This window comes from Glycocaulis albus, assembly GCF_014639075.1.
GTDB lineage: Bacteria > Pseudomonadota > Alphaproteobacteria > Caulobacterales > Maricaulaceae > Glycocaulis > Glycocaulis albus.
The window spans coordinates 26,139-43,123 of the sequence record NZ_BMFS01000013.1; the positions used below are offsets into that span (position 1 = coordinate 26,139).

Below are 16,985 nucleotides of genomic sequence, written 5' to 3' on the forward strand. Positions count from 1 at the left end.
GGCGTGTCAGAACTCCCGCACGATCGAGATGTCGGTGCGGCTATCACCCTTCTCAAATCCGGGATTGGGTTCGAATTCGTACCGGTACCGGTATTGCAGCCGCACTGACCACAGCTCGTTGAGATCGGTGGTGAGGCCGAACAGCTGATCGATACGGCTGGTATCGGCGACCAGCACGCTCGTTTCCGATGTGAAGTTGAGCGATTCAGTCAGCTGCAGCGCGACATCCGAGCCGATATCCAGCGCGCCTACCGTCTGCGTGCCATTGCCCGGCTCTGCCAGCATCCGGATGCCGGGACCGGCCCGCAATATCCACGTCCGGCCAGGTCTTGTGAGCACGCGGTAACCTGCGCCAACGCCCGCGAAGGCTGTCCAGTCAAAGCTGGCGATACGGTCGCGTTCGTAGTCGGCGGCAGCAAAATAGGTGAAGCGCTCGCCAGCCTCGCGCTCGCCGCGCAGCCGGGTGCGGAAATTGTCACGCCCTATTGTGCCGTTCACCTCCGAGTATGCGTAGTCTATATCGCCCTGAAACCCCCAGCCGGAGAGCTCGCGGCGGACCTGCAGCGCAAAGGTGTAGTCCTCGCGCGCCGTATTGCCGGAATCAAAGCGTATGCCGAGGCTCGCGCGCCCTTCCCACAGCTCGAACCGGCCATTGGCAAGTGTACGCGCGATCGACATGGGCGCAGCGACGACCGTACTGCCGAGGCCGGAAGAGTCGTCCTCAAGACCGTCATCCTTGCCGTCCTCTTCATCCTCTTCCATCTCCACGGCGGCTGCGCGCGCCGCCTCCTCGGCTAGCAGGACGGGCTCCAGGCCGAGTGCGCGGCGGGCCGCATTGCCGCGTCCCAGCGCTTCGGCGGCGCGTACTATCTCGTCTGCCGGACGCGTGAGCGCGATCAGCTGGACCGCGCGCGTGAAGTCTGCCGCTCCCTGTTCGTTGGCGGCTTGCAGCAACTCGGCCAGAGCGCCGGGAAGCTCTGCATCCTGCGCGGCGGCTATTCCTCCCGACAGGGCCAGCGCGACGGCGAGAGCCTGCAGGACGGGTCGAGCGCTGGCGCGAGGCGACATGGGGGTGTCTCCCTTGGAGGACATGCGGGCCGGGTTAACGGGCCTTGCGCCGAAGGGGGGTTCTGGCGCAGGCGAAGCTGTTCTAGCCTGATCGCGTGGCCGAGGCCAAACACCCTATGGAGTTGATCTGCATGTCCGAGCAAGGTGACGAGTTTTCATCCGCCAACCGCTATCGCGAAACCGGTCCGCTGATCCCTGAATGGACAGGTCCGGCCTATCTCGGTGTGGCGGTGTTTGCCGCCCTGGTATTCCTGGTGCTCGACCAGGTGACGGCGGGCGGCGGCCAGATCGCCCTGGTGAAGGTCAGCGGGATCATCCTGCTTGCCATGTACGCCGCCTTCCGCAAGGCGTTCGTGCTGGCCCTTGCTCTCCTCCTCTCGGCAGGCGGCGATTTCGCCCTTGCCCTGAACCCGCCTGCCATGCAGGCCGGCATAGGGTTTTTCGGTGTGGCCCATCTGGTCTATCTGGCGATTTTTACGGGGTTCATCATCAAGAATGGCTGGCGCAGGGACGGGCTGGTGCTGGCCGCGGCCCTGCTGGCCTTTGGCATCGCCATGTTTGTATGGCTGCGCCCGGGCATGGGCGAGCTTTTTGTCCCCGCCAGCGCCTATCTTGGCATCATTCTTCTCATGGTGATTGCCGCAGGCCTGGTGCGCGGCCCCCGGCTGATAGTCGCCGGTGCCTTGCTTTTCCTGATCTCCGACAGCCTGATTGCCGCCCGGCTGTTCCGCGAGGTGCTTGTCTTTGACGGGCTGGACTGGGGCGGCGTGGCCGTGTGGATCACCTATTTCGCGGCGCAGTTCTGCCTTGCGGTGGGTATCGTCAGGCGCAAGCAGGAGGCGGCCGGGTAGGGTCAGTTTCCGGCGCGATTTACATGTGATGCACATGCAAGTATGTTTATCACATGACGGTGATGGTCCAGATACGCAATGTGCCCGATGCGCTGCACCGCACGCTTAAAGCGCGCGCGGCACTCGCTGGCATGTCGCTTTCCGACTACCTGCTTGCTGAGCTGCGTCAGCTGGCCGAGCGGCCAAGCCTTGAGGAATTGCGCGCCCGGCTTCACGCGAGGCCTCCTCTCGCAGCCGATGCTGACATTGCCGCTGCGGTGAGGGCAGAGCGCGACCGCGCGGGATGATTGTTGATGCGTCGGCGCTGCTGGAAGTACTGCTGAGGTCTCCTGCGGCTTCGCAGCTTGAGGCGCTAATGTTCGAGTCGGGCACCAGCCTCCATGCGCCCCACCTGATCGATGTGGAAGCCGCGCAGGTGATCCGTAAGTTTGCGCTGAGCGGAAAGATTTCCGCCAGTGTCGGCGCAGACGCCCTTGCCGATCTCGCGGGCTTCCCCCTGCGGCGGTATCCGCACGATTTTCTGCTGCCCCGGATATGGGAGCTGAGACACGCGATTTCCGCCTATGGCGCTTCCTACGTTGCTCTGGCAGAGGTGTTGGACATGCCATTGCTGACGCGCGATGCCCGCCTCGCGGCGTCCGCCAGCGATCTCGTAGCGGTGATAAGCTAGGCCGCCACCAGTCCACGTTCTTCGGCGAGGCGCTTCATCTCGGTCTGCAATTTCTCAAAGGCGCGCACCTCGATCTGGCGGATGCGTTCGCGGCTGACATTGTAGACTTCCGCAAGCTCTTCCAGCGTCTTGGGCTCCTCCGCCAGGCGCCGCTCCTCGATAATGTGGCGCTCACGCTCATTGAGCCCGCCCATGGCTTCCTGCAGAAGCGTCATCCGGGCAGAAAACTCGTCGCTTTCCACAAGGCTGTCTTCTGCGCCCTCGGCCTCATCGTCGGAGAGCCAGTCTTGCCACTCTGCGTCGCCATCGACGCGCATCGGCGCGTTCAGGGACGCATCCGGGCCTGACAGGCGCCGGTTCATCGAGATCACATCATCATTGGTCACGCCGAGCTTGGTGGCGATCGTCTCCACCTGGTCGGGGTGCAGATCGCCTTCTTCAAGGGCCTGCATCTGGCTCTTCATGCGGCGCAGGTTGAAGAACAGCTTCTTCTGCGCGGCCGTTGTGCCCATTTTCACGAGGCTCCAGGAGCGCAGGATATATTCCTGTATGCTCGCGCGGATCCACCACATCGCATAGGTGGCAAGCCGGAAACCCTTGTCGGGGTCGAATTTCTTGACGGCCTGCATCAGGCCCACATTGCCTTCGGAAATCACCTCGGCAATCGGCAGGCCATAGCCGCGATAGCCCATGGCGATCTTGGCCACGAGGCGCAAGTGGGAGGTGACGAGCTTGTGGGCGGCTTCGGAGTCCTCATGCTCGACCCAGCGCTTGGCCAGCATGAATTCCTCATCCTTTTCCAGCATCGGAAATTTGCGTATCTCGGTGAGATAGCGCGACAGCCCGCCTTCGGGCGACAGTGATGCCAGACGCATGGCGTTCATGTTCAAACTCCTCCCTTGGCGCGCAGCGCGTACAGGTCTTCAAACCAACGCACGGGCTGCCGCCCCCGTTTCGCCGCGCCACCATCCGGCGGCGCAGCAACAGTCCATTTAGGGTGGCAGCAGGCCCGATGCGAGAGGCAGCCGGTGAAGAAATCCTCACCTCTCACGTCAAGAATATGAAACCGGCCCGGATTTGTCCCGTGACGTTTCAGAAAGGCTGGCTTGCCAGATGTGCGATTCTGCCGGTATCGCTGGCCCCATGAACGCGCCATCTATTGCCATCCGCCGGGCGGTCCCGGGCGATGAGGCTGCGCTGGCCCTGGTCGGGGCGGCAAGCTTCCTGGAATCCTACGCAGGCATTGTCGACGGGCAGGGCATCGTGCGTCACTGTCAGGAACGCCACACGCCGCAAGTTTATGCGCGGGCCCTTGCAGACAGCGCGCAGGCTCTCTGGCTTGCCGAGATGGCGCCCGGTGCTGCGCCGGTCGGCTACCTCCATCTGGCATCGCCCGACCTGCCGGTCCCGACCGGTCCGAAGGATATCGAGATCAAGCGCATCTATGTGCTGTCGCGCCTGCACGGATCGGGCCTTGGCCGCAGGCTGATCGGCACGGCGCTCGAACATGCGCGCGAGAGCGGCCGCACAAACGTGGTGCTTGGCGTCTACAAGGGCAATGAGCGGGCGCTGGCCTTCTACGGCCGTGCCGGCTTCGAGGCGCTGGGCGAGCGAAGCTTTGACGTTGGCGGCAATGTTTACTGCGACTGGGTCATGGGCAGGGCTGTCTGAGACCGGCTTTCAACGGAACCGGATTTCTGGTTGCGCGTTATCAGGGTATGCAACCGCTGGACGGCCCGCGAGGCCTGCCCAGCACTTGCTGTCCGCAATAGAGGAGACGCGCCATGATCGAGAAGAAGAAAACCGAAGCCCGTCAGGGCGAACCGGCTCCCAATCACATGACGCGCCACGCTCTGGTCGGCGGGGTCGTGCTGGCAGTCATAGGCATCGTGATCGCCTATATCGTGATCTTCTAGCCGCGAAAGCCTTCAGGCAGCCTCAGGCTGCCTTGATGCCTGACACGAAGCGGGTCATCTGACCTTTCAGCTCTTCAGACCGCGAGTTGAGCGTCTTGCAGGCTTCCAGCAGCGCGCCGGAGGCTTGCGCATTTCCGTCGGAAATCTGGTTGAGCGCCTCGATGGTCGACGCGATCTGGCTGGCACCAGCCGCTGCTTCCTGAATGGCCCGGGCAATGTCGCCGGTTGCGGCACCTTGCTGCTCGGCTGATGCTGCTACCCCGCCCGCCAGCGTGTTGAGATCGCCGATGCGCTTGACGATGTCGGCAATGCGTTCCACCGCATGGCCGGTGGCCGCCTCGATGGCCGTCATCTGTGCCTCGATATCGCCGGTCGCCTTGGCCGTCTGTGTTGCCAGCGCTTTCACCTCATTGGCCACCACGGCGAACCCTTTGCCAGCCTCTCCGGCCCGTGCCGCCTCGATAGTGGCGTTGAGCGCCAGAAGATTGGTCTGCTCGGCAATGCCCTGGATGAGCGTGACGACTTCTCCGACCTTGCTGGCATTGTCCGCCAGCGTACGTACATCGGCGTCGGTCGCGCGGGCCTGGCCCACTGCTTCGCCGATAAGGGCTGACGCCTCTGAAATCTGGCGCGAGATCTCCTGGATGGATGCGGACAGCTCTTCCGATGCCGACGCTACAGATTGCACATTGGCGGAGGTTTCCTCCGACGCGGCTGCCGCCGAACTGGACTCCTCGGTAGTGCGCGTAGCATTCGTGTCAACGATGCCGGCAGAGGAATAAACCTGGGAGGCGGCCTGGATCACATCGGTCAGCAGGCTGCCCACCTCGGCTTCGAACCGGTCAGCGGTCTCGATCATCATCTGGCGCTGCATCTCGCGCTGACGCGCCTCGGTCTGTTCCTGCTCGGCTTTCAGCGCCTCGGCATCGGCCAGTGCCGTGCGCAGCACACCCACTGTCGACCAGAGCTGGCCGATTTCGTCACGCGTCTTGACCGCCGGCACCTCGACCGTGAGATCGCCGCCTGCCACCTGTTCAAGAACATCCGTTACCCTGGTGAGCGGGCGGCTGACCTGGAAGATGGCGACATAAAGCGCAAAGCCCAGAGCTCCAAGGACCCCCAGAATAGCAATGCCTGTCAGCATGATGAAACGCGTACGGTAGAAGCTGGCAAGCTCCGCCTCGATGGCGTCGAGCTGCGCGCGGTCCCGGTCCACAACGGCATCGATTTCCTGTTGATAGGCCCGCCGGTTCGAACGGTTAGCATCATTATTGCCCTGGATATTGGCTTGCGCCGGATCGACATCGGTGCCAAGGCGCGCCGTTTCCGCACGGAAGGCACGGAACTCGGCGGTGCGGGAACGGACCGCTTCGAACAGCACCCGGTCCTCGCCGGATCCCGGGATGGCCGCACTCCATTGATCAAGGAGGGCGTCAATATCGTCCAGCTGCCGCATGAGGCCTTGCGCGAAGGGTGTGGCCTGCTCGGTGGTCCGCGACGCGTAGATGCCGCGCGCTTCCATCACCACGCCGGTTACCAGCCGGTTGAGATGTTCGCCATAATAGGCGCGCGTAGCGGCGTTCTCATAGGCGGCAACGCGGGTATTGTAGGCCTGCATGCTCTGGATGCCGAGACCGGCCAGAATGACCGATACAATGCCCAGCACGCCCACAGCGGCCATGATCTTGACGCGAATGCTCATGTGAAATTCTCCTGCTTTGCATACTGCTATGCGCAGCTTCGAGTGAACCGCTGGTAAACCATATTGTCCCGGCACGGGGTGCTATCTGTTCTGTGTGAGGATTGGCAGGTGACGAATCTGTGCGGCGGCGGCTAACGTCCCCGCATGGACAGCTTTATCGGACAGATTCTCCTCCCGCTCGCCCTGGCCTTCATCATGCTGGCATTGGGCGTCGGACTGACGCCGGCTGATTTCCGGCGCATATTCACGAAGCCCAAAGCGCTGCTGGTGGGCGCGGTGCTGCAGTATATTTCGCTGCCCTTGCTCGCGATGGCGATCGTTGCCTTCCTGCCGGCCCCGCCGGTTCTGAAGGTGGGCATCGTCCTGCTGGCGGCGTGCCCTGGCGGCACGACATCGAATCTGCTCACCCACATGGCGCGTGGTGATGTGGCGTTGTCGATCTCGCTGACGGCGCTGACCAGCCTGACCTCCATGTTCACCGTGCCGGTTGTGCTGATGATTGCGCTCGCCCTGTTCATGGGGCCGGAGGCGCCATCGGTGGGCCTCGTCACGACAGGGCTGGTGATTTTCCTGCTGACCGTGGTGCCGGTCGGTATCGGGATGGCCATCCGCCAGTTCGCGCCGAATATCGCCAACGCTCTGGACCGCCATTCACGGCTGCTGTCCGGGATTGTTTTCACCGCTGTCGTGCTGGCGACGCTCATCGCCGACCGGGATGAAATGGCCAGCCGCTTCGCGGAAGCAGGCTTTATTGCGCTCAGCCTGAATGTGGCGGCCATGGGTGTCGCCTTTGCGGTGGCGAGCCTTGTCATGCTGAAGATGAAGCAGCGCATAGCGCTGACGCTCGAATGCGGCCTGCAGAATGCGACGCTCGCCATCGTGGTGGCGGTCGGCATGCTGGGCGATGTCGCCTATGCGGTGCCAGCGGCGATCTATGGCCTTCTCATGTTTGTAACGGCGGGCGGGTTTATTCTCTGGGCGCGGCGATGGTCAGGTGTCGCGTCGAGGGCGCGGCGGCGGGTGAGGGAAACCTAAACCCGCTTCAGTGCTGCATGCAGCGTTTTGAGATCATCGGGCAAGGGCGTCTCGAACACCATTTCCTCGCGCGTTGACGGGTGGACAAAGCCCAGAACCGAGGCGTGCAGGGCCTGCCGGCCCAGCGTCTTGATCTCCGGCAGGTCTGGAATGCCTTTCAGCTGACTGGCCTTTTGCGGGCCATACACCCGGTCACCGATCAGCGCATGGCCCAGATGCTCCATATGCACCCGGATCTGGTGTGTACGCCCCGTTTCCAGCCGGCATTCGACAAGGGCGGCGAGCGGCGTGCCGATAGGGGCCTTGGCTTCCTGTCCGAAAATTTCCAGCACCTGGTAATGCGTAATCGCTTCCTTGCCGTTTGCGCTTTCCCACTTCAGCACCGCCATTTTCAGCCGGTCACGCGTGGAGCGGGCAAGCCGGGTGGCCACCGTGCCGGAGCGCGGACGGGGCGCGCCGCGCGTGAAGGCCAGATAGGCGCGCTCAACCGTGTGTTTCGCGAACTGTTTGGAGAGATAGCGATGGGCGATATCGTTCTTGGCAACAACCAGAACGCCGGACGTATCCTTGTCGATCCGGTGGACAATGCCGGGCCGCTCCACCCCGCCAATACCTGAGAGGCTGTCCTTGCAGTGATAAAGCAGTGCATGGACCAGCGTGCCCGTCCACGCGCCGGCACCGGGATGGACGGTCAGGCCTGCCGGTTTGTTGATGACGATCAGATCGTCATCCTCGTGCAATATGTCGAGCGGGATATTCTCCGGCTTGGGCGCGGCCGGTTCCAGCGGCGGCATGGTCAGCGTGTAGACATGCCCTTCACGCAGCTTTGCTGCAGGGTCGGTCATCACCTCGCCATTGACGCGGAGGGCGCCTGCCTCCACCAGCGCCTTGCAGCGCGAGCGTGAGAGCTCCGGCCATTGCGCCGCCATCCAGCGGTCCAGCCGCTCACCGGCATCTTCTCCGGTGGCTGTTATGCTGCGGCTATCATCTTGTTGCATATCTCTAATTTTACCCGGCTAACCGCTCGGCGTGCGTGCTTTTTGTGCAACGCGCCAGTGGCCTGCTGCAGCGCATCAAAAATCTGTAACCCGTTTGCAGCAGCCACGTCACATTTGCGGCGTAGCAGCCGTTCCCTGACGCGGCAAGCCTGCCGCACGCTTTGGGCGAGGGAGCCAGTATCATGATCCGTAAATCTGTCCTCATGTCGGCGGTTGCGCTGGGCGCGGTATCCGCTCCGGCCTTTGCTGAGTCGAGCGAGACCGCACAGCCGGTCGAGGTCATCCGTGTCACCACCCAGTTCCGGGAGCAATCCCTTGCCGAGGTGCCGGTCAACGTCACCGCGTTCGATGCGGAGCTGATCGACCGGCTCGACATCCGCAATCTGGAAGACATGGCCGCCTTCACGCCCGGCCTTGTCGTACAGGAGCAGAGCCCCAACAATACCGGCTACTCGCTGCGCGGCATCACCACCGATAGCGGTGACACCTATGCGGAATCGCGCGTGGCGATCTTCCAGGACGGCATCTCCATCACCCGCTCGCGCGGCTCCTATGTCGAACTGTTCGACGTGGAACGCATCGAAGTAGCCAAAGGTCCGCAGCCGACCCTGTTCGGCCGTGGCGCGCTCATTGGTGGCATCAACCTGATCCAGAACAAGGCCGAGGATGAGTTTTCGGCGTCCGCCTATGGCGCGATCGGCAATTACGAGCAGCGCGAGATTGGCGGACACGTCAATTACGGGCTCGGCGAAGGTCTGGGCCTGCGCCTGGCCGGTGTGCACCGCAGCCGCGACGGCCATATCGACAATCTGCTGGGCGGCACTCTGCAGGGCCGTGATGTGAGCGCGGTGCGCGCTGTTTTCTCCGCCCGGCTCGATAACGGGTTCAGCTTTGACCTGATCGGCAACTATCAGGAAGACAATGGACCCGGCACCTCATTCAAATCCGGCATTATTGCCCCTCCGGGCGGTGACACCAGCCCGTATACGCCGGCCGCGCTATTCACCTTCCCGGGCTTTGAAAACGATCAGGGCCTTGGTCTGGACCGTACGGTCTGGGGTGTGACGGCTCTGGCCGAATATCCGCTTGGCGATGCGTGGACCCTAAGCTCGATCACCGGCTATCGCGAGTTTGATTCAGTCGAGGTTTTCGATCCGATCGGCGCCGGCCTTGGCTTCATCAATATCGCTGAAGATGCACGCGGCCGGCAGACCAGCCAGGAATTCCGCCTGACCTATGATGCCGGTGCCCGGGTAGCCGCTGTCCTGGGAGGCACCTGGTTCTATGAGTCCGGTACGCAGCGTATTCCCCTGATCGTCAACGAAGGGGTGGCGCAGGCCTTCTTTGTCTCCACCGGCGCGTTCGGTGATCCTGCCCTTGTGGCCGGTGCGCTTGGCGTTCCCGTTTCGGCCATCACCGATCTTGCCAGCCCGTTCGGCTTTTCCATCGCAGCGCTCTCCGGCGGGATGGGTTTCGTGCCGCTTGGCACCTATCGCGAGGAGGCGAGCAATTCGGGCCGCACGGAAGCCGTTGACCTGTTTGGCGAGATCACGCTGCGGGCAACAGACCGGCTCAGCTTCACAGCCGGTCTGCGCTATACCGATGAGGACAAGCGTACCTCTGGCTACGGCAATAATATTGGCGGCGCCAACCGCGTGACCTTCGCGCCCTTCCTCATTCTGCCGGGCACGCCGAACGGAACCACACAAAGCGCCGATGCGAGCTTTGGTGATTTCACCTGGCGTCTCGTGGCCTCCTATCAGCTCAGCGACAGCCTGAACACCTGGGTCTCCTATGCGCGTGGCCGCCGCCCGGACGTTCTGGCACTCGACACAGGCTCGCCCACCTTCTTCTCTACGGCTCCGGCAGAGATTGTAGACTCCTACGAGGCAGGCGCCTTCCTCACGCTTGATCGCGGTACGGTTTCCGGTTCGGTCTTCTATTCCGAATACGAGAACTTCCAGTCAAGCGTGTTCGACCCGTTCACCGGGCAGTTTGGCCCGTCCAATGCCGGTGAGGCTACCCAGTATGGCCTGGAGCTGCAGGGCAATTATGCCGTCACCGATGCGGTTCAGGTTTTCGCCACCTATGCCTACAACATGGCGACTTTCAACGACACGTCCGGTGGCCAGCCCCAGGCTCTGGCGGGCAACCGCTTCCGCTATGCGCCCGAGCATGCTGCCTCCATTGGCGTGCGTGCCGAGCTGTTCTCGAACAATGCCGGCACGCTGAGCTTCCTGCCGGCCTATAGCTGGCAGTCCCACATCTTCTTCGACAACAACAACCAGGAGTTCGCCGGCGTGCGTCAGGATGCCTATGGTCTCTTGCGGGCGCGTCTTCGCTTCGATGCGGCGAGCGACCGCTGGTATGGCGAGGTGTTCGGTTCCAACCTCACCGATGAGGACTACCTCATCGATGCGGGCAATACCGGAGCGGCGTTCGGTCTGCCGACCTTCATTGCCGGTTCGCCACGCACCTATGGCGTCCGTCTGGGCGTGAACTTCTAGATCAGCACACGGCCGGGGGCAGTGCGCAGAGGGCCGGGCTACTGCTTGAGGGAGCAGCGGGCCCGGCCCTTCTTCTTGTGCCTGTCACAAACGGCAGGCAAGCTTCGCTGACAGACAAATCAGGGGAAGGGCAGGATCATGGTCAAACGTCTCGATCTGACACGCCGGGGCGCGCTTCTGGCGGCGGCAGGCGTCGGCGCAGGCCTGGCGGGCTGTTCGCAGGAAGCGCCGCGCTTTGACCCGCTGCCGGCCCCCGATGGCCCATTCAAGCATGGTGTGGCCTCCGGTGACCCTGATCAGACGAGCCTTGTGGTGTGGACCGCTGTGACAGCCGATGGCGATGTGCGCCTCACGCTGGAAGTGGCCACCGACGAAAGCTTCAACACGATTGTGGAACGCCGCGAGCTTGGTCCGCGCGAGGGTGTGATTGCCATTGATGGCGCACGGCCGGTGAAGGCGCTGGTCGAGGGGCTGGAGCCGGGCCGGGAATATGTCTACCGCTTCCGTCAGGGTGATGAGGTGTCGCCGGTTGGCCGCACGCGTACCTTGCCGGACGGGTCTGTCGACCGCTTCCGCATCGCGGCGTTTTCCTGCTCGAACTACCCGTTCGGCTTCTTCAACGCCTACCGGGATGCCGCCGATCAGGGCGATTTCGATCTGGTCGTCCATCTGGGTGACTACATCTACGAGTACGGTTATGGGGGGTACGGCACATCTGATGCCGACAGGCTCTCCCGCATGCCCGATCCCATGCATGAAATCCTCTCGGAAGAGGATTATGCCCGCCGCCACGCGCTTTACTGCTCGGATCCCGACCTGCAGGCCTTGAAGGCCAGCGCGCCCTGGATACTGATCTGGGACGACCACGAGACGGCCAATGATGCCTGGCGCCATGGCGCGGAGAACCATGACCCAGAGACAGAGGGCGATTGGGCAGACCGACGCGACAATGCGCTGCGTGCCTGGCATGACTGGCTGCCCGTGCGCGAGGCGGAGCCTCTGAAAGCGCGCTATGGCGCGGTGGAGATCGGTGATCTGGCAACACTCGTCTTTGTCGAGACGCGCCTGACAGCGCGGTCGGAGGAACTCACGCTCGATACTTTCCCGATCCCGGTGGAAGCCGATCCTGAAGACCCGGAAAACCGTGCCGCCGTGCAGCGCTGGCGCGAGGAAGTGATCGGTGATCCCGAACGACGGCTCATTGATGACGGTCAGCGCGCGATGATCGGCGGGGCACTGGCTGCGTCTGTCGAGGCAGGCAAGCCCTGGCGCATCATTGCCAATCAGGTGTTGATGGGGCGGCTGGAAGCGCCCAATTACCTCACCCAGACACCGCTCTGGCTGCGCACCTATATGCGCCTGCAGGGCGGGTTCAACTGGCATTTCGCCCAGCGCACCGCCCACGGCGTGCCGATGAATCTCGATAGTTGGGACGGGTTTCCGGCCGACCGCGAGCGTCTTTACCAGACGGTCCGGGATGCCGGCGCGGATATCGTCGTCCTTACCGGGGACACCCACAACACCTGGGTCTGCGATCTGCATGATGCGTCTGGAAACCGTATCGGCACCGAGTTCGGTGTCACGTCGGTGACCAGTCCGTCACCCTTTGAGACCGTCAATGCGCCGGGCGTGGACTTCGGCCAGATGGCCGAGGACCGTAACCCGGAAATCCTGCGTAACAATGCCTGGGACAAGGGCTATACCCGGCTGACACTGACCCGCGAAGAGCTGGTCGCCGAGCAGATGGTCCTGTCGACGGTCAAGGACCGTGATTTCACCATCCGTGCCGATGGGGTCTGGCGGGTGCGTCCGGCCCAAGGCGGGCCGGTGCCGCAGGTGGAACGGATTGGCTAGCGCTCAGGCGGCTGGCATTACACGAAATTACATCGACATGGCGGATGAAGACGGCCAAACCTTGTCGTCAGTTGCTCCAAGGGGGCACTGGCGGGGTTGAAACAATAGGGGAATATGAAATGGGCTTTGTAGCGAAGGCGTGGAGCGGGCTTGGCGCCGTCCAGCGCGGGATCGTGCGGATCATCGGGCTGATCCTGATGATCGTGGTGGTTTTCTGGCTTGTCGGATCGCTGTTTTCCAGCGACACGGTGCGGGTCGGCCAATCGGGCGCACTGTCGCTGCAGCTCGACGGCCGGATCGTCGAGGAACGCACCATCGTGTCCCCTGGCGGGGCTTTGCAGGCCGCATTGTTCGGCGGCGGGGCTGGCGAGGAAGTCCTGCTGGATGATCTGGTCGAAGGGCTGCGTCTGGCGGCCCGTGATGACAGTGTTTCAACGCTCGTCTTGCATCTGTCCGATTTCACGGGCGGCATGCCCTCCAGTCTGCACACCTTGGCGGCAGAGATGCGCGCATTCCGGGAGGCTGGCAAAACCATCATCGCCCATGCCGACATGTATGGCGATGCGTCCTGGTTCGTCGCGGCGCACGCTGATGAGGTCTACCTGCACCCGCAAGGCGTGGCGATTGTTGAAGGGTATTCAAGCTTCCGGACCTATTTCCGCGGGCTTCTCGACCGGCTCGGCGTAACGGTGAACATCTTCCGTGTGGGAGAGTTCAAGTCCGCCATAGAGCCCTATGAGCGCGCCGACATGTCCGAGGCCGACTATGAGGCCCGCGCCTATCTGTTTGGTGATCTGTGGAGCGCCTATACGCGTGAGGCAGAGGCGGCGCGCGGCCTGAGGGCGGGCACGTTGCAGCGTGTGGCTGACAATGCCGACACGCTGGTCCTTGAAGCGGGCGGCAATATCTCCCGGATCGCGCTGAACGAAGGCCTTGTTGACCAGCTGATCGGCCGCACGGCGTTCAACGCACTGCTTGATGAGCGTTTCGGCACCGTGGAAGACGGGGGCCGCCCCGACACGACAGACTTTTTCGAATGGTTCAATGCCAATCGTGAAGCGCCCCGCACTGGCCGGCGCGATACGATTGCGGTCATCAACGCTGTCGGCACCATTCTCGACGGCGAGGCCGATGGCGGTACGGTGGGCGGTGATATTCACGCCCGCCTGATCCGTCAGGCCCGGCTCGATCCGAATGTGAAGGCCATAGTGCTGCGTATCGATAGCGGCGGCGGCGGTGTGTTCGCCTCGGAGCTCATCCGCGAGGAGCTGGCACAGGCGCGTGAAGACGGGCTGACCGTCATCGCCTCCATGGGCGGCGTTGCCGCCTCGGGGGGCTATTGGATTGCCACGCCCGCACACGAGATATGGGCCCATCCGACCACGATCACCGGGTCGATCGGCATATTCGGCCTGTTCCCGACATTCGAGGGTGCGCTCGAGCAGGTCGGCGTAACGTCCGACGGCTATGCCAGCACCCGGCTCGGCGGTGCGATCTCGCTCGAACGCGGTATCGACGAGTTTGCCGCCACCATTTTGCAGGCCAACATCAATGCCGGGTACGAGCAGTTTCTCTCTGTGGTCGGCACTGCCCGCGGCATGAGCCGCGATGAAGTTGATGCCGTGGCGCAGGGCCGTGTCTGGACGGGGTCACAGGCTCTGGAGCGTGGCCTCGTTGACCGGCTCGGGACGTTTGATGAAGCGGTCCTGCGTGCGGCAGAACTGGCCGGACTGGAAGAGGGCCGCTATCAGCTGAAAGTCTTTTCAGAAGAACGCTCCCAGCTTGACGCCATTCTGGCCCTGCTCGGGATGGAGCCGTCCGGCTCGGCAGGTCTTCTCGGCGACGGCGTTCTGGCCCGGCTTCTGGGCGATGTCGCGCGCGAGGCGCAGGCGGTCGATCTCATGAATGATCCGACGGGCCGCTATGCCATCTGCCTGGAGTGTCCGGCACTGGCAGTGCGTTAGGCATGAAAAACCCCGGATGATCCAGATCATCCGGGGCTTTTCTGTTGCGCGGGATTTGTACCTAGCGCTTGGACTGTTCGCACAGGCGCATGAAGCGCTCGCGCAGTTCCGGGTTGGCCTTGAACTCACCGGTAAACGTGGTGGTGATGGTGGAGACGTGCGGGTGGTGCACGCCGCGCGTCGTCATGCACTGGTGCTTGGCATCGACGAAGACGGCCACGCCGCGCGGCGCCATGGCGTCGTTGATCGCATCGGCGATCTGGGCGGTCATGGTCTCTTGCGTCTGCAGTCGCTTGGAGAAAGCCTCGACCACCTTGGCGATCTTGGAAATGCCGACCACCGCCCTGTCAGGCAGATAGGCGACGCAGGCCGTACCAAGGATCGGGGCCATGTGGTGTTCGCAATGGCTCTCCACATCAATATGGGTGAGCATCACCATGTCGTCATAGCCCTGCACATCCTCGAAGCGCTTGCCGAGAATCTTGCCGGGATCTTCGTGATAGCCGCGGAACCATTCCTCATAGGCCTTGACCACGCGCTTGGGCGTTTCGATCAGTCCTTCTCGGCGGGGGTCGTCTCCGGCCCAGCGCAGCAGCGTACGCACGGCCTCTTCGGCCTCCTCGCGGCTAGGGCGTTGAACAGGTTCAAGCATTTCGGCGGCAGAGCCGAGGTCGGTTTTTTTCACAATCGCGTCCATGAAGGGCGGATCCTTTCGTTGTCGGGTCCCGGCCAGTGCCTTGCGGCATGGCCGGTATAGTGCCGGTTTCCGGATCCAGCGGCGGGGCGGGCGGTTGGAAGGCCCTTGTCACATGCTCCAGCGCCGGGTTTCGCAGTCCGGTGGAAAAGACACTCTCTTCCATGGGCTGCGGTGCATATATGGCGTCAGCTTGCAGTTTCCACTGCGTCAGATCGCCTTTTATATGTAGCGTGGCACCTGCGCCGTCACAAGCAGGTGAAGCCAGTGTGCGCGTGACGCTGCTTTGGGGCTGCGTAATGCGCACGGTTAAGCTAGATAGCCGCCCATGACCGATATCTTTCTTCATGACACTGCCAGCCGGAGCCGCCGCCGCTTCGTTCCCGCCAATCCTGAGCGGGTGACAATGTATGTGTGCGGCCCGACCGTGTACGGCCCGGCCCATATCGGCAATTTCCGCCCGGCTGTCGTGTTTGACGTATTGTTCCGCCTGTTGCGCGAGGTCTACGGGGCAGACCATGTCGCCTATGCGCGCAATTTCACCGATGTCGACGACAAGATTAACGCCGCTGCGGCCAGCGAAGGTGTCGATATTTCGGTGATCACGCAGCGATTCACGAAGATCTATCAATCCGACAGCGCGGCGCTGGGCATGCTGCGCCCCACCTATGAGCCGGCGGCAACGGCCCATATGGCCGAGATGATCGCCATGATCTCCGGCCTGATCGAGACCGGCCACGCTTATGAGGCTGAAGGCCATGTCCTCTTCGCGGTGAAGAGCTATGAGGCCTATGGAAAGCTCTCCGGGCGCTCGCTCGACGAGATGATTGCCGGTGCGCGTGTTGAAGTGGCGCCCTACAAGAAGGATGCAGCAGACTTCGTGCTGTGGAAGCCGTCAAAGCCGGGCGAACCGGTCTGGGACGCGCCCTTCGGGCCAGGCCGCCCCGGCTGGCATATCGAATGCTCGGCCATGATTGCGAGGACGCTGGGCGAGACCATCGACATTCATGGCGGCGGCATCGATCTGGTCTTCCCGCACCACGAGAACGAGGTGGCCCAGTCGGTCTGCGCCCACGGCAAGCCGCTGGCCAATTACTGGCTGCATAACGGCTTTCTTTCCATGGACACCGAGAAGATGTCCAAATCGCTCGGCAATGTGATCCGCCCGAGCGAGCTGATCGCGCGCGGCATCAAGGGCGAGGTGATCCGCTATGGCCTTCTCACGGGCCATTATCGCGCCCCGCTGGACTGGAATGACAAGCTGATCGAACAGAGCCGCAAGGCGCTGGACCGGCTTTATGGCGTGCTGCGCCGGTTAGGCGATGTGGCTGCGGCGGAGGTGCCGGTGCCGGCGGCTGTACTCGAAGCGCTCGGTGATGATCTCAACACACCCAAGGCCTTTGCCGCCCTGTTCGAGATGCTCGCCCGGGCCAACAAGGCCGCTTCGCCTGAAGAGAAAGCCACGGCCAAGGGAGAACTGCTGGCAGCCGGCCGGGTGCTGGGCTTCCTGCAGGACAGTCCCGACAGCTGGTTCGGCGTGGACGCGCTGGACAGCGCCACGCGTGCGCGCATCGACTCCCTTCTCAATGAACGCCATGCCGCCCGGCAGGCCAAGGATTTCGCGAAGGCAGACGCCCTGCGCGCCGAGATCGATGCGTTGGGCGTACTCGTGGATGATACGCCCGAAGGCCCTGTCTGGCGCATGAAGGCGGTAGAGGAGGCATAG

General features: G+C 63.0%; 15 protein-coding genes. 10 read left to right on the forward strand and 5 right to left on the reverse strand.

Annotation, left to right across the window (positions count from 1 at the left end; all coding sequences use genetic code 11):
- Nucleotides 1-6: 6 nt before the first annotated feature.
- Nucleotides 7-1,068 carry a DUF481 domain-containing protein gene (locus tag IEV75_RS12265; protein WP_188452870.1) on the reverse strand — a complete coding sequence of 354 codons (1,062 nt, stop codon included), beginning with the start codon at nucleotides 1,066-1,068 and terminating at the stop codon, nucleotides 7-9.
- A gap of 131 nt (nucleotides 1,069-1,199) precedes the next feature.
- Here IEV75_RS12265 and IEV75_RS12270 point away from each other — a divergent pair, with 131 nt between their 5' ends.
- Genes IEV75_RS12270 through IEV75_RS12280 form a run of 3 tightly spaced genes read left to right on the forward strand, consistent with a single transcriptional unit; the run spans nucleotide 1,200 to nucleotide 2,589 of the window.
- Nucleotides 1,200-1,919 (forward strand): lysoplasmalogenase, encoded by a 720-nt coding sequence (locus IEV75_RS12270; protein ID WP_188452871.1) that lies wholly within the window; start codon nucleotides 1,200-1,202, stop codon nucleotides 1,917-1,919.
- A 53-nt stretch (nucleotides 1,920-1,972) separates the two neighbouring features.
- Entirely contained in the window at nucleotides 1,973-2,206 is a 234-nt protein-coding gene (locus tag IEV75_RS12275; RefSeq protein ID WP_188452872.1) for a FitA-like ribbon-helix-helix domain-containing protein, read from the forward strand.
- The gene (locus tag IEV75_RS12280) at nucleotides 2,203-2,589 is read left to right on the forward strand and encodes a type II toxin-antitoxin system VapC family toxin (RefSeq protein WP_188452873.1); all 387 of its coding nucleotides are present in this window, start codon (nucleotides 2,203-2,205) and stop codon (nucleotides 2,587-2,589) included. Before IEV75_RS12275 ends, IEV75_RS12280 begins: the two co-directional genes overlap by 4 nt.
- Here the strand turns inward: IEV75_RS12280 and rpoH are convergent.
- Complete coding sequence (rpoH, locus tag IEV75_RS12285; RefSeq protein ID WP_188452874.1) at nucleotides 2,586-3,473, reverse strand: RNA polymerase sigma factor RpoH; 888 nt, start codon at nucleotides 3,471-3,473, stop codon at nucleotides 2,586-2,588. The genes IEV75_RS12280 and rpoH overlap by 4 nt on opposite strands.
- A 229-nt stretch (nucleotides 3,474-3,702) precedes the next feature.
- On the opposite strand from rpoH, the gene IEV75_RS12290 reads away from it, so the two are divergent.
- The gene (locus tag IEV75_RS12290; protein ID WP_217981337.1) at nucleotides 3,703-4,260 is read left to right on the forward strand and encodes a GNAT family N-acetyltransferase; all 558 of its coding nucleotides are present in this window, start codon (nucleotides 3,703-3,705) and stop codon (nucleotides 4,258-4,260) included.
- A gap of 113 nt (nucleotides 4,261-4,373) precedes the next feature.
- Nucleotides 4,374-4,505, forward strand: a complete 132-nt coding sequence (locus IEV75_RS13995) for a hypothetical protein (protein WP_267905781.1) — start codon at nucleotides 4,374-4,376, stop codon at nucleotides 4,503-4,505.
- Nucleotides 4,506-4,527: 22 nt separating this feature from the next.
- Here IEV75_RS13995 and IEV75_RS12295 read toward each other — a convergent pair whose 3' ends face one another.
- Nucleotides 4,528-6,207 carry a methyl-accepting chemotaxis protein gene (locus IEV75_RS12295; RefSeq protein ID WP_188452875.1) on the reverse strand — a complete coding sequence of 560 codons (1,680 nt, stop codon included), beginning with the start codon at nucleotides 6,205-6,207 and terminating at the stop codon, nucleotides 4,528-4,530.
- 144 nt (nucleotides 6,208-6,351) lie between these two features.
- Between IEV75_RS12295 and IEV75_RS12300 the strand changes: the two genes are divergently transcribed.
- The gene (locus IEV75_RS12300) at nucleotides 6,352-7,242 is read left to right on the forward strand and encodes a bile acid:sodium symporter family protein (RefSeq protein WP_188452876.1); all 891 of its coding nucleotides are present in this window, start codon (nucleotides 6,352-6,354) and stop codon (nucleotides 7,240-7,242) included.
- On the opposite strand, the gene IEV75_RS12305 is transcribed toward IEV75_RS12300, so the two are convergent.
- Complete coding sequence (locus tag IEV75_RS12305; RefSeq protein WP_188452877.1) at nucleotides 7,239-8,240, reverse strand: RluA family pseudouridine synthase; 1,002 nt, start codon at nucleotides 8,238-8,240, stop codon at nucleotides 7,239-7,241. The two genes, IEV75_RS12300 and IEV75_RS12305, sit on opposite strands and share 4 nt — an antisense overlap.
- A gap of 182 nt (nucleotides 8,241-8,422) precedes the next feature.
- Here IEV75_RS12305 and IEV75_RS12310 point away from each other — a divergent pair, with 182 nt between their 5' ends.
- From IEV75_RS12310 to sppA, 3 genes are all read left to right on the forward strand, one after another.
- Nucleotides 8,423-10,747, forward strand: a complete 2,325-nt coding sequence (locus IEV75_RS12310; RefSeq protein ID WP_188452878.1) for a TonB-dependent receptor — start codon at nucleotides 8,423-8,425, stop codon at nucleotides 10,745-10,747.
- 138 nt (nucleotides 10,748-10,885) lie between these two features.
- On the forward strand, nucleotides 10,886-12,601 hold the full coding sequence (locus tag IEV75_RS12315) for an alkaline phosphatase D family protein (protein WP_188452879.1): 1,716 nt from the start codon (nucleotides 10,886-10,888) through the stop codon (nucleotides 12,599-12,601).
- A 119-nt stretch (nucleotides 12,602-12,720) separates the two neighbouring features.
- A complete protein-coding gene (gene sppA / locus IEV75_RS12320) occupies nucleotides 12,721-14,565 on the forward strand; it encodes a signal peptide peptidase SppA (protein WP_188452880.1) in 1,845 nt (614 codons plus the stop codon).
- A gap of 61 nt (nucleotides 14,566-14,626) precedes the next feature.
- Here sppA and folE read toward each other — a convergent pair whose 3' ends face one another.
- Entirely contained in the window at nucleotides 14,627-15,262 is a 636-nt protein-coding gene (gene folE / locus IEV75_RS12325) for a GTP cyclohydrolase I FolE (protein ID WP_188452881.1), read from the reverse strand.
- 325 nt (nucleotides 15,263-15,587) lie between these two features.
- On the opposite strand from folE, the gene cysS reads away from it, so the two are divergent.
- The gene (gene cysS / locus IEV75_RS12330) at nucleotides 15,588-16,985 is read left to right on the forward strand and encodes a cysteine--tRNA ligase (RefSeq protein ID WP_188452882.1); all 1,398 of its coding nucleotides are present in this window, start codon (nucleotides 15,588-15,590) and stop codon (nucleotides 16,983-16,985) included.

Coding starts and splice junctions, on each gene's coding strand:
- IEV75_RS12295 (WP_188452875.1), bottom strand. CDS start 6,207: ATGAGCATTCGCGTCAAGATCATGGCCGCTGTGGGCGTGCTGGGCATT.
- IEV75_RS12275 (WP_188452872.1), top strand. CDS start 1,973: ATGACGGTGATGGTCCAGATACGCAATGTGCCCGATGCGCTGCACCGC.
- IEV75_RS13995 (WP_267905781.1), top strand. CDS start 4,374: ATGATCGAGAAGAAGAAAACCGAAGCCCGTCAGGGCGAACCGGCTCCC.
- folE (WP_188452881.1), bottom strand. CDS start 15,262: ATGGACGCGATTGTGAAAAAAACCGACCTCGGCTCTGCCGCCGAAATG.
- IEV75_RS12290 (WP_217981337.1), top strand. CDS start 3,703: ATGTGCGATTCTGCCGGTATCGCTGGCCCCATGAACGCGCCATCTATT.
- cysS (WP_188452882.1), top strand. CDS start 15,588: ATGACCGATATCTTTCTTCATGACACTGCCAGCCGGAGCCGCCGCCGC.
- IEV75_RS12315 (WP_188452879.1), top strand. CDS start 10,886: ATGGTCAAACGTCTCGATCTGACACGCCGGGGCGCGCTTCTGGCGGCG.
- IEV75_RS12270 (WP_188452871.1), top strand. CDS start 1,200: ATGTCCGAGCAAGGTGACGAGTTTTCATCCGCCAACCGCTATCGCGAA.
- sppA (WP_188452880.1), top strand. CDS start 12,721: ATGGGCTTTGTAGCGAAGGCGTGGAGCGGGCTTGGCGCCGTCCAGCGC.
- rpoH (WP_188452874.1), bottom strand. CDS start 3,473: ATGAACGCCATGCGTCTGGCATCACTGTCGCCCGAAGGCGGGCTGTCG.
- IEV75_RS12280 (WP_188452873.1), top strand. CDS start 2,203: ATGATTGTTGATGCGTCGGCGCTGCTGGAAGTACTGCTGAGGTCTCCT.
- IEV75_RS12265 (WP_188452870.1), bottom strand. CDS start 1,068: ATGTCGCCTCGCGCCAGCGCTCGACCCGTCCTGCAGGCTCTCGCCGTC.
- IEV75_RS12310 (WP_188452878.1), top strand. CDS start 8,423: ATGATCCGTAAATCTGTCCTCATGTCGGCGGTTGCGCTGGGCGCGGTA.
- IEV75_RS12305 (WP_188452877.1), bottom strand. CDS start 8,240: ATGCAACAAGATGATAGCCGCAGCATAACAGCCACCGGAGAAGATGCC.
- IEV75_RS12300 (WP_188452876.1), top strand. CDS start 6,352: ATGGACAGCTTTATCGGACAGATTCTCCTCCCGCTCGCCCTGGCCTTC.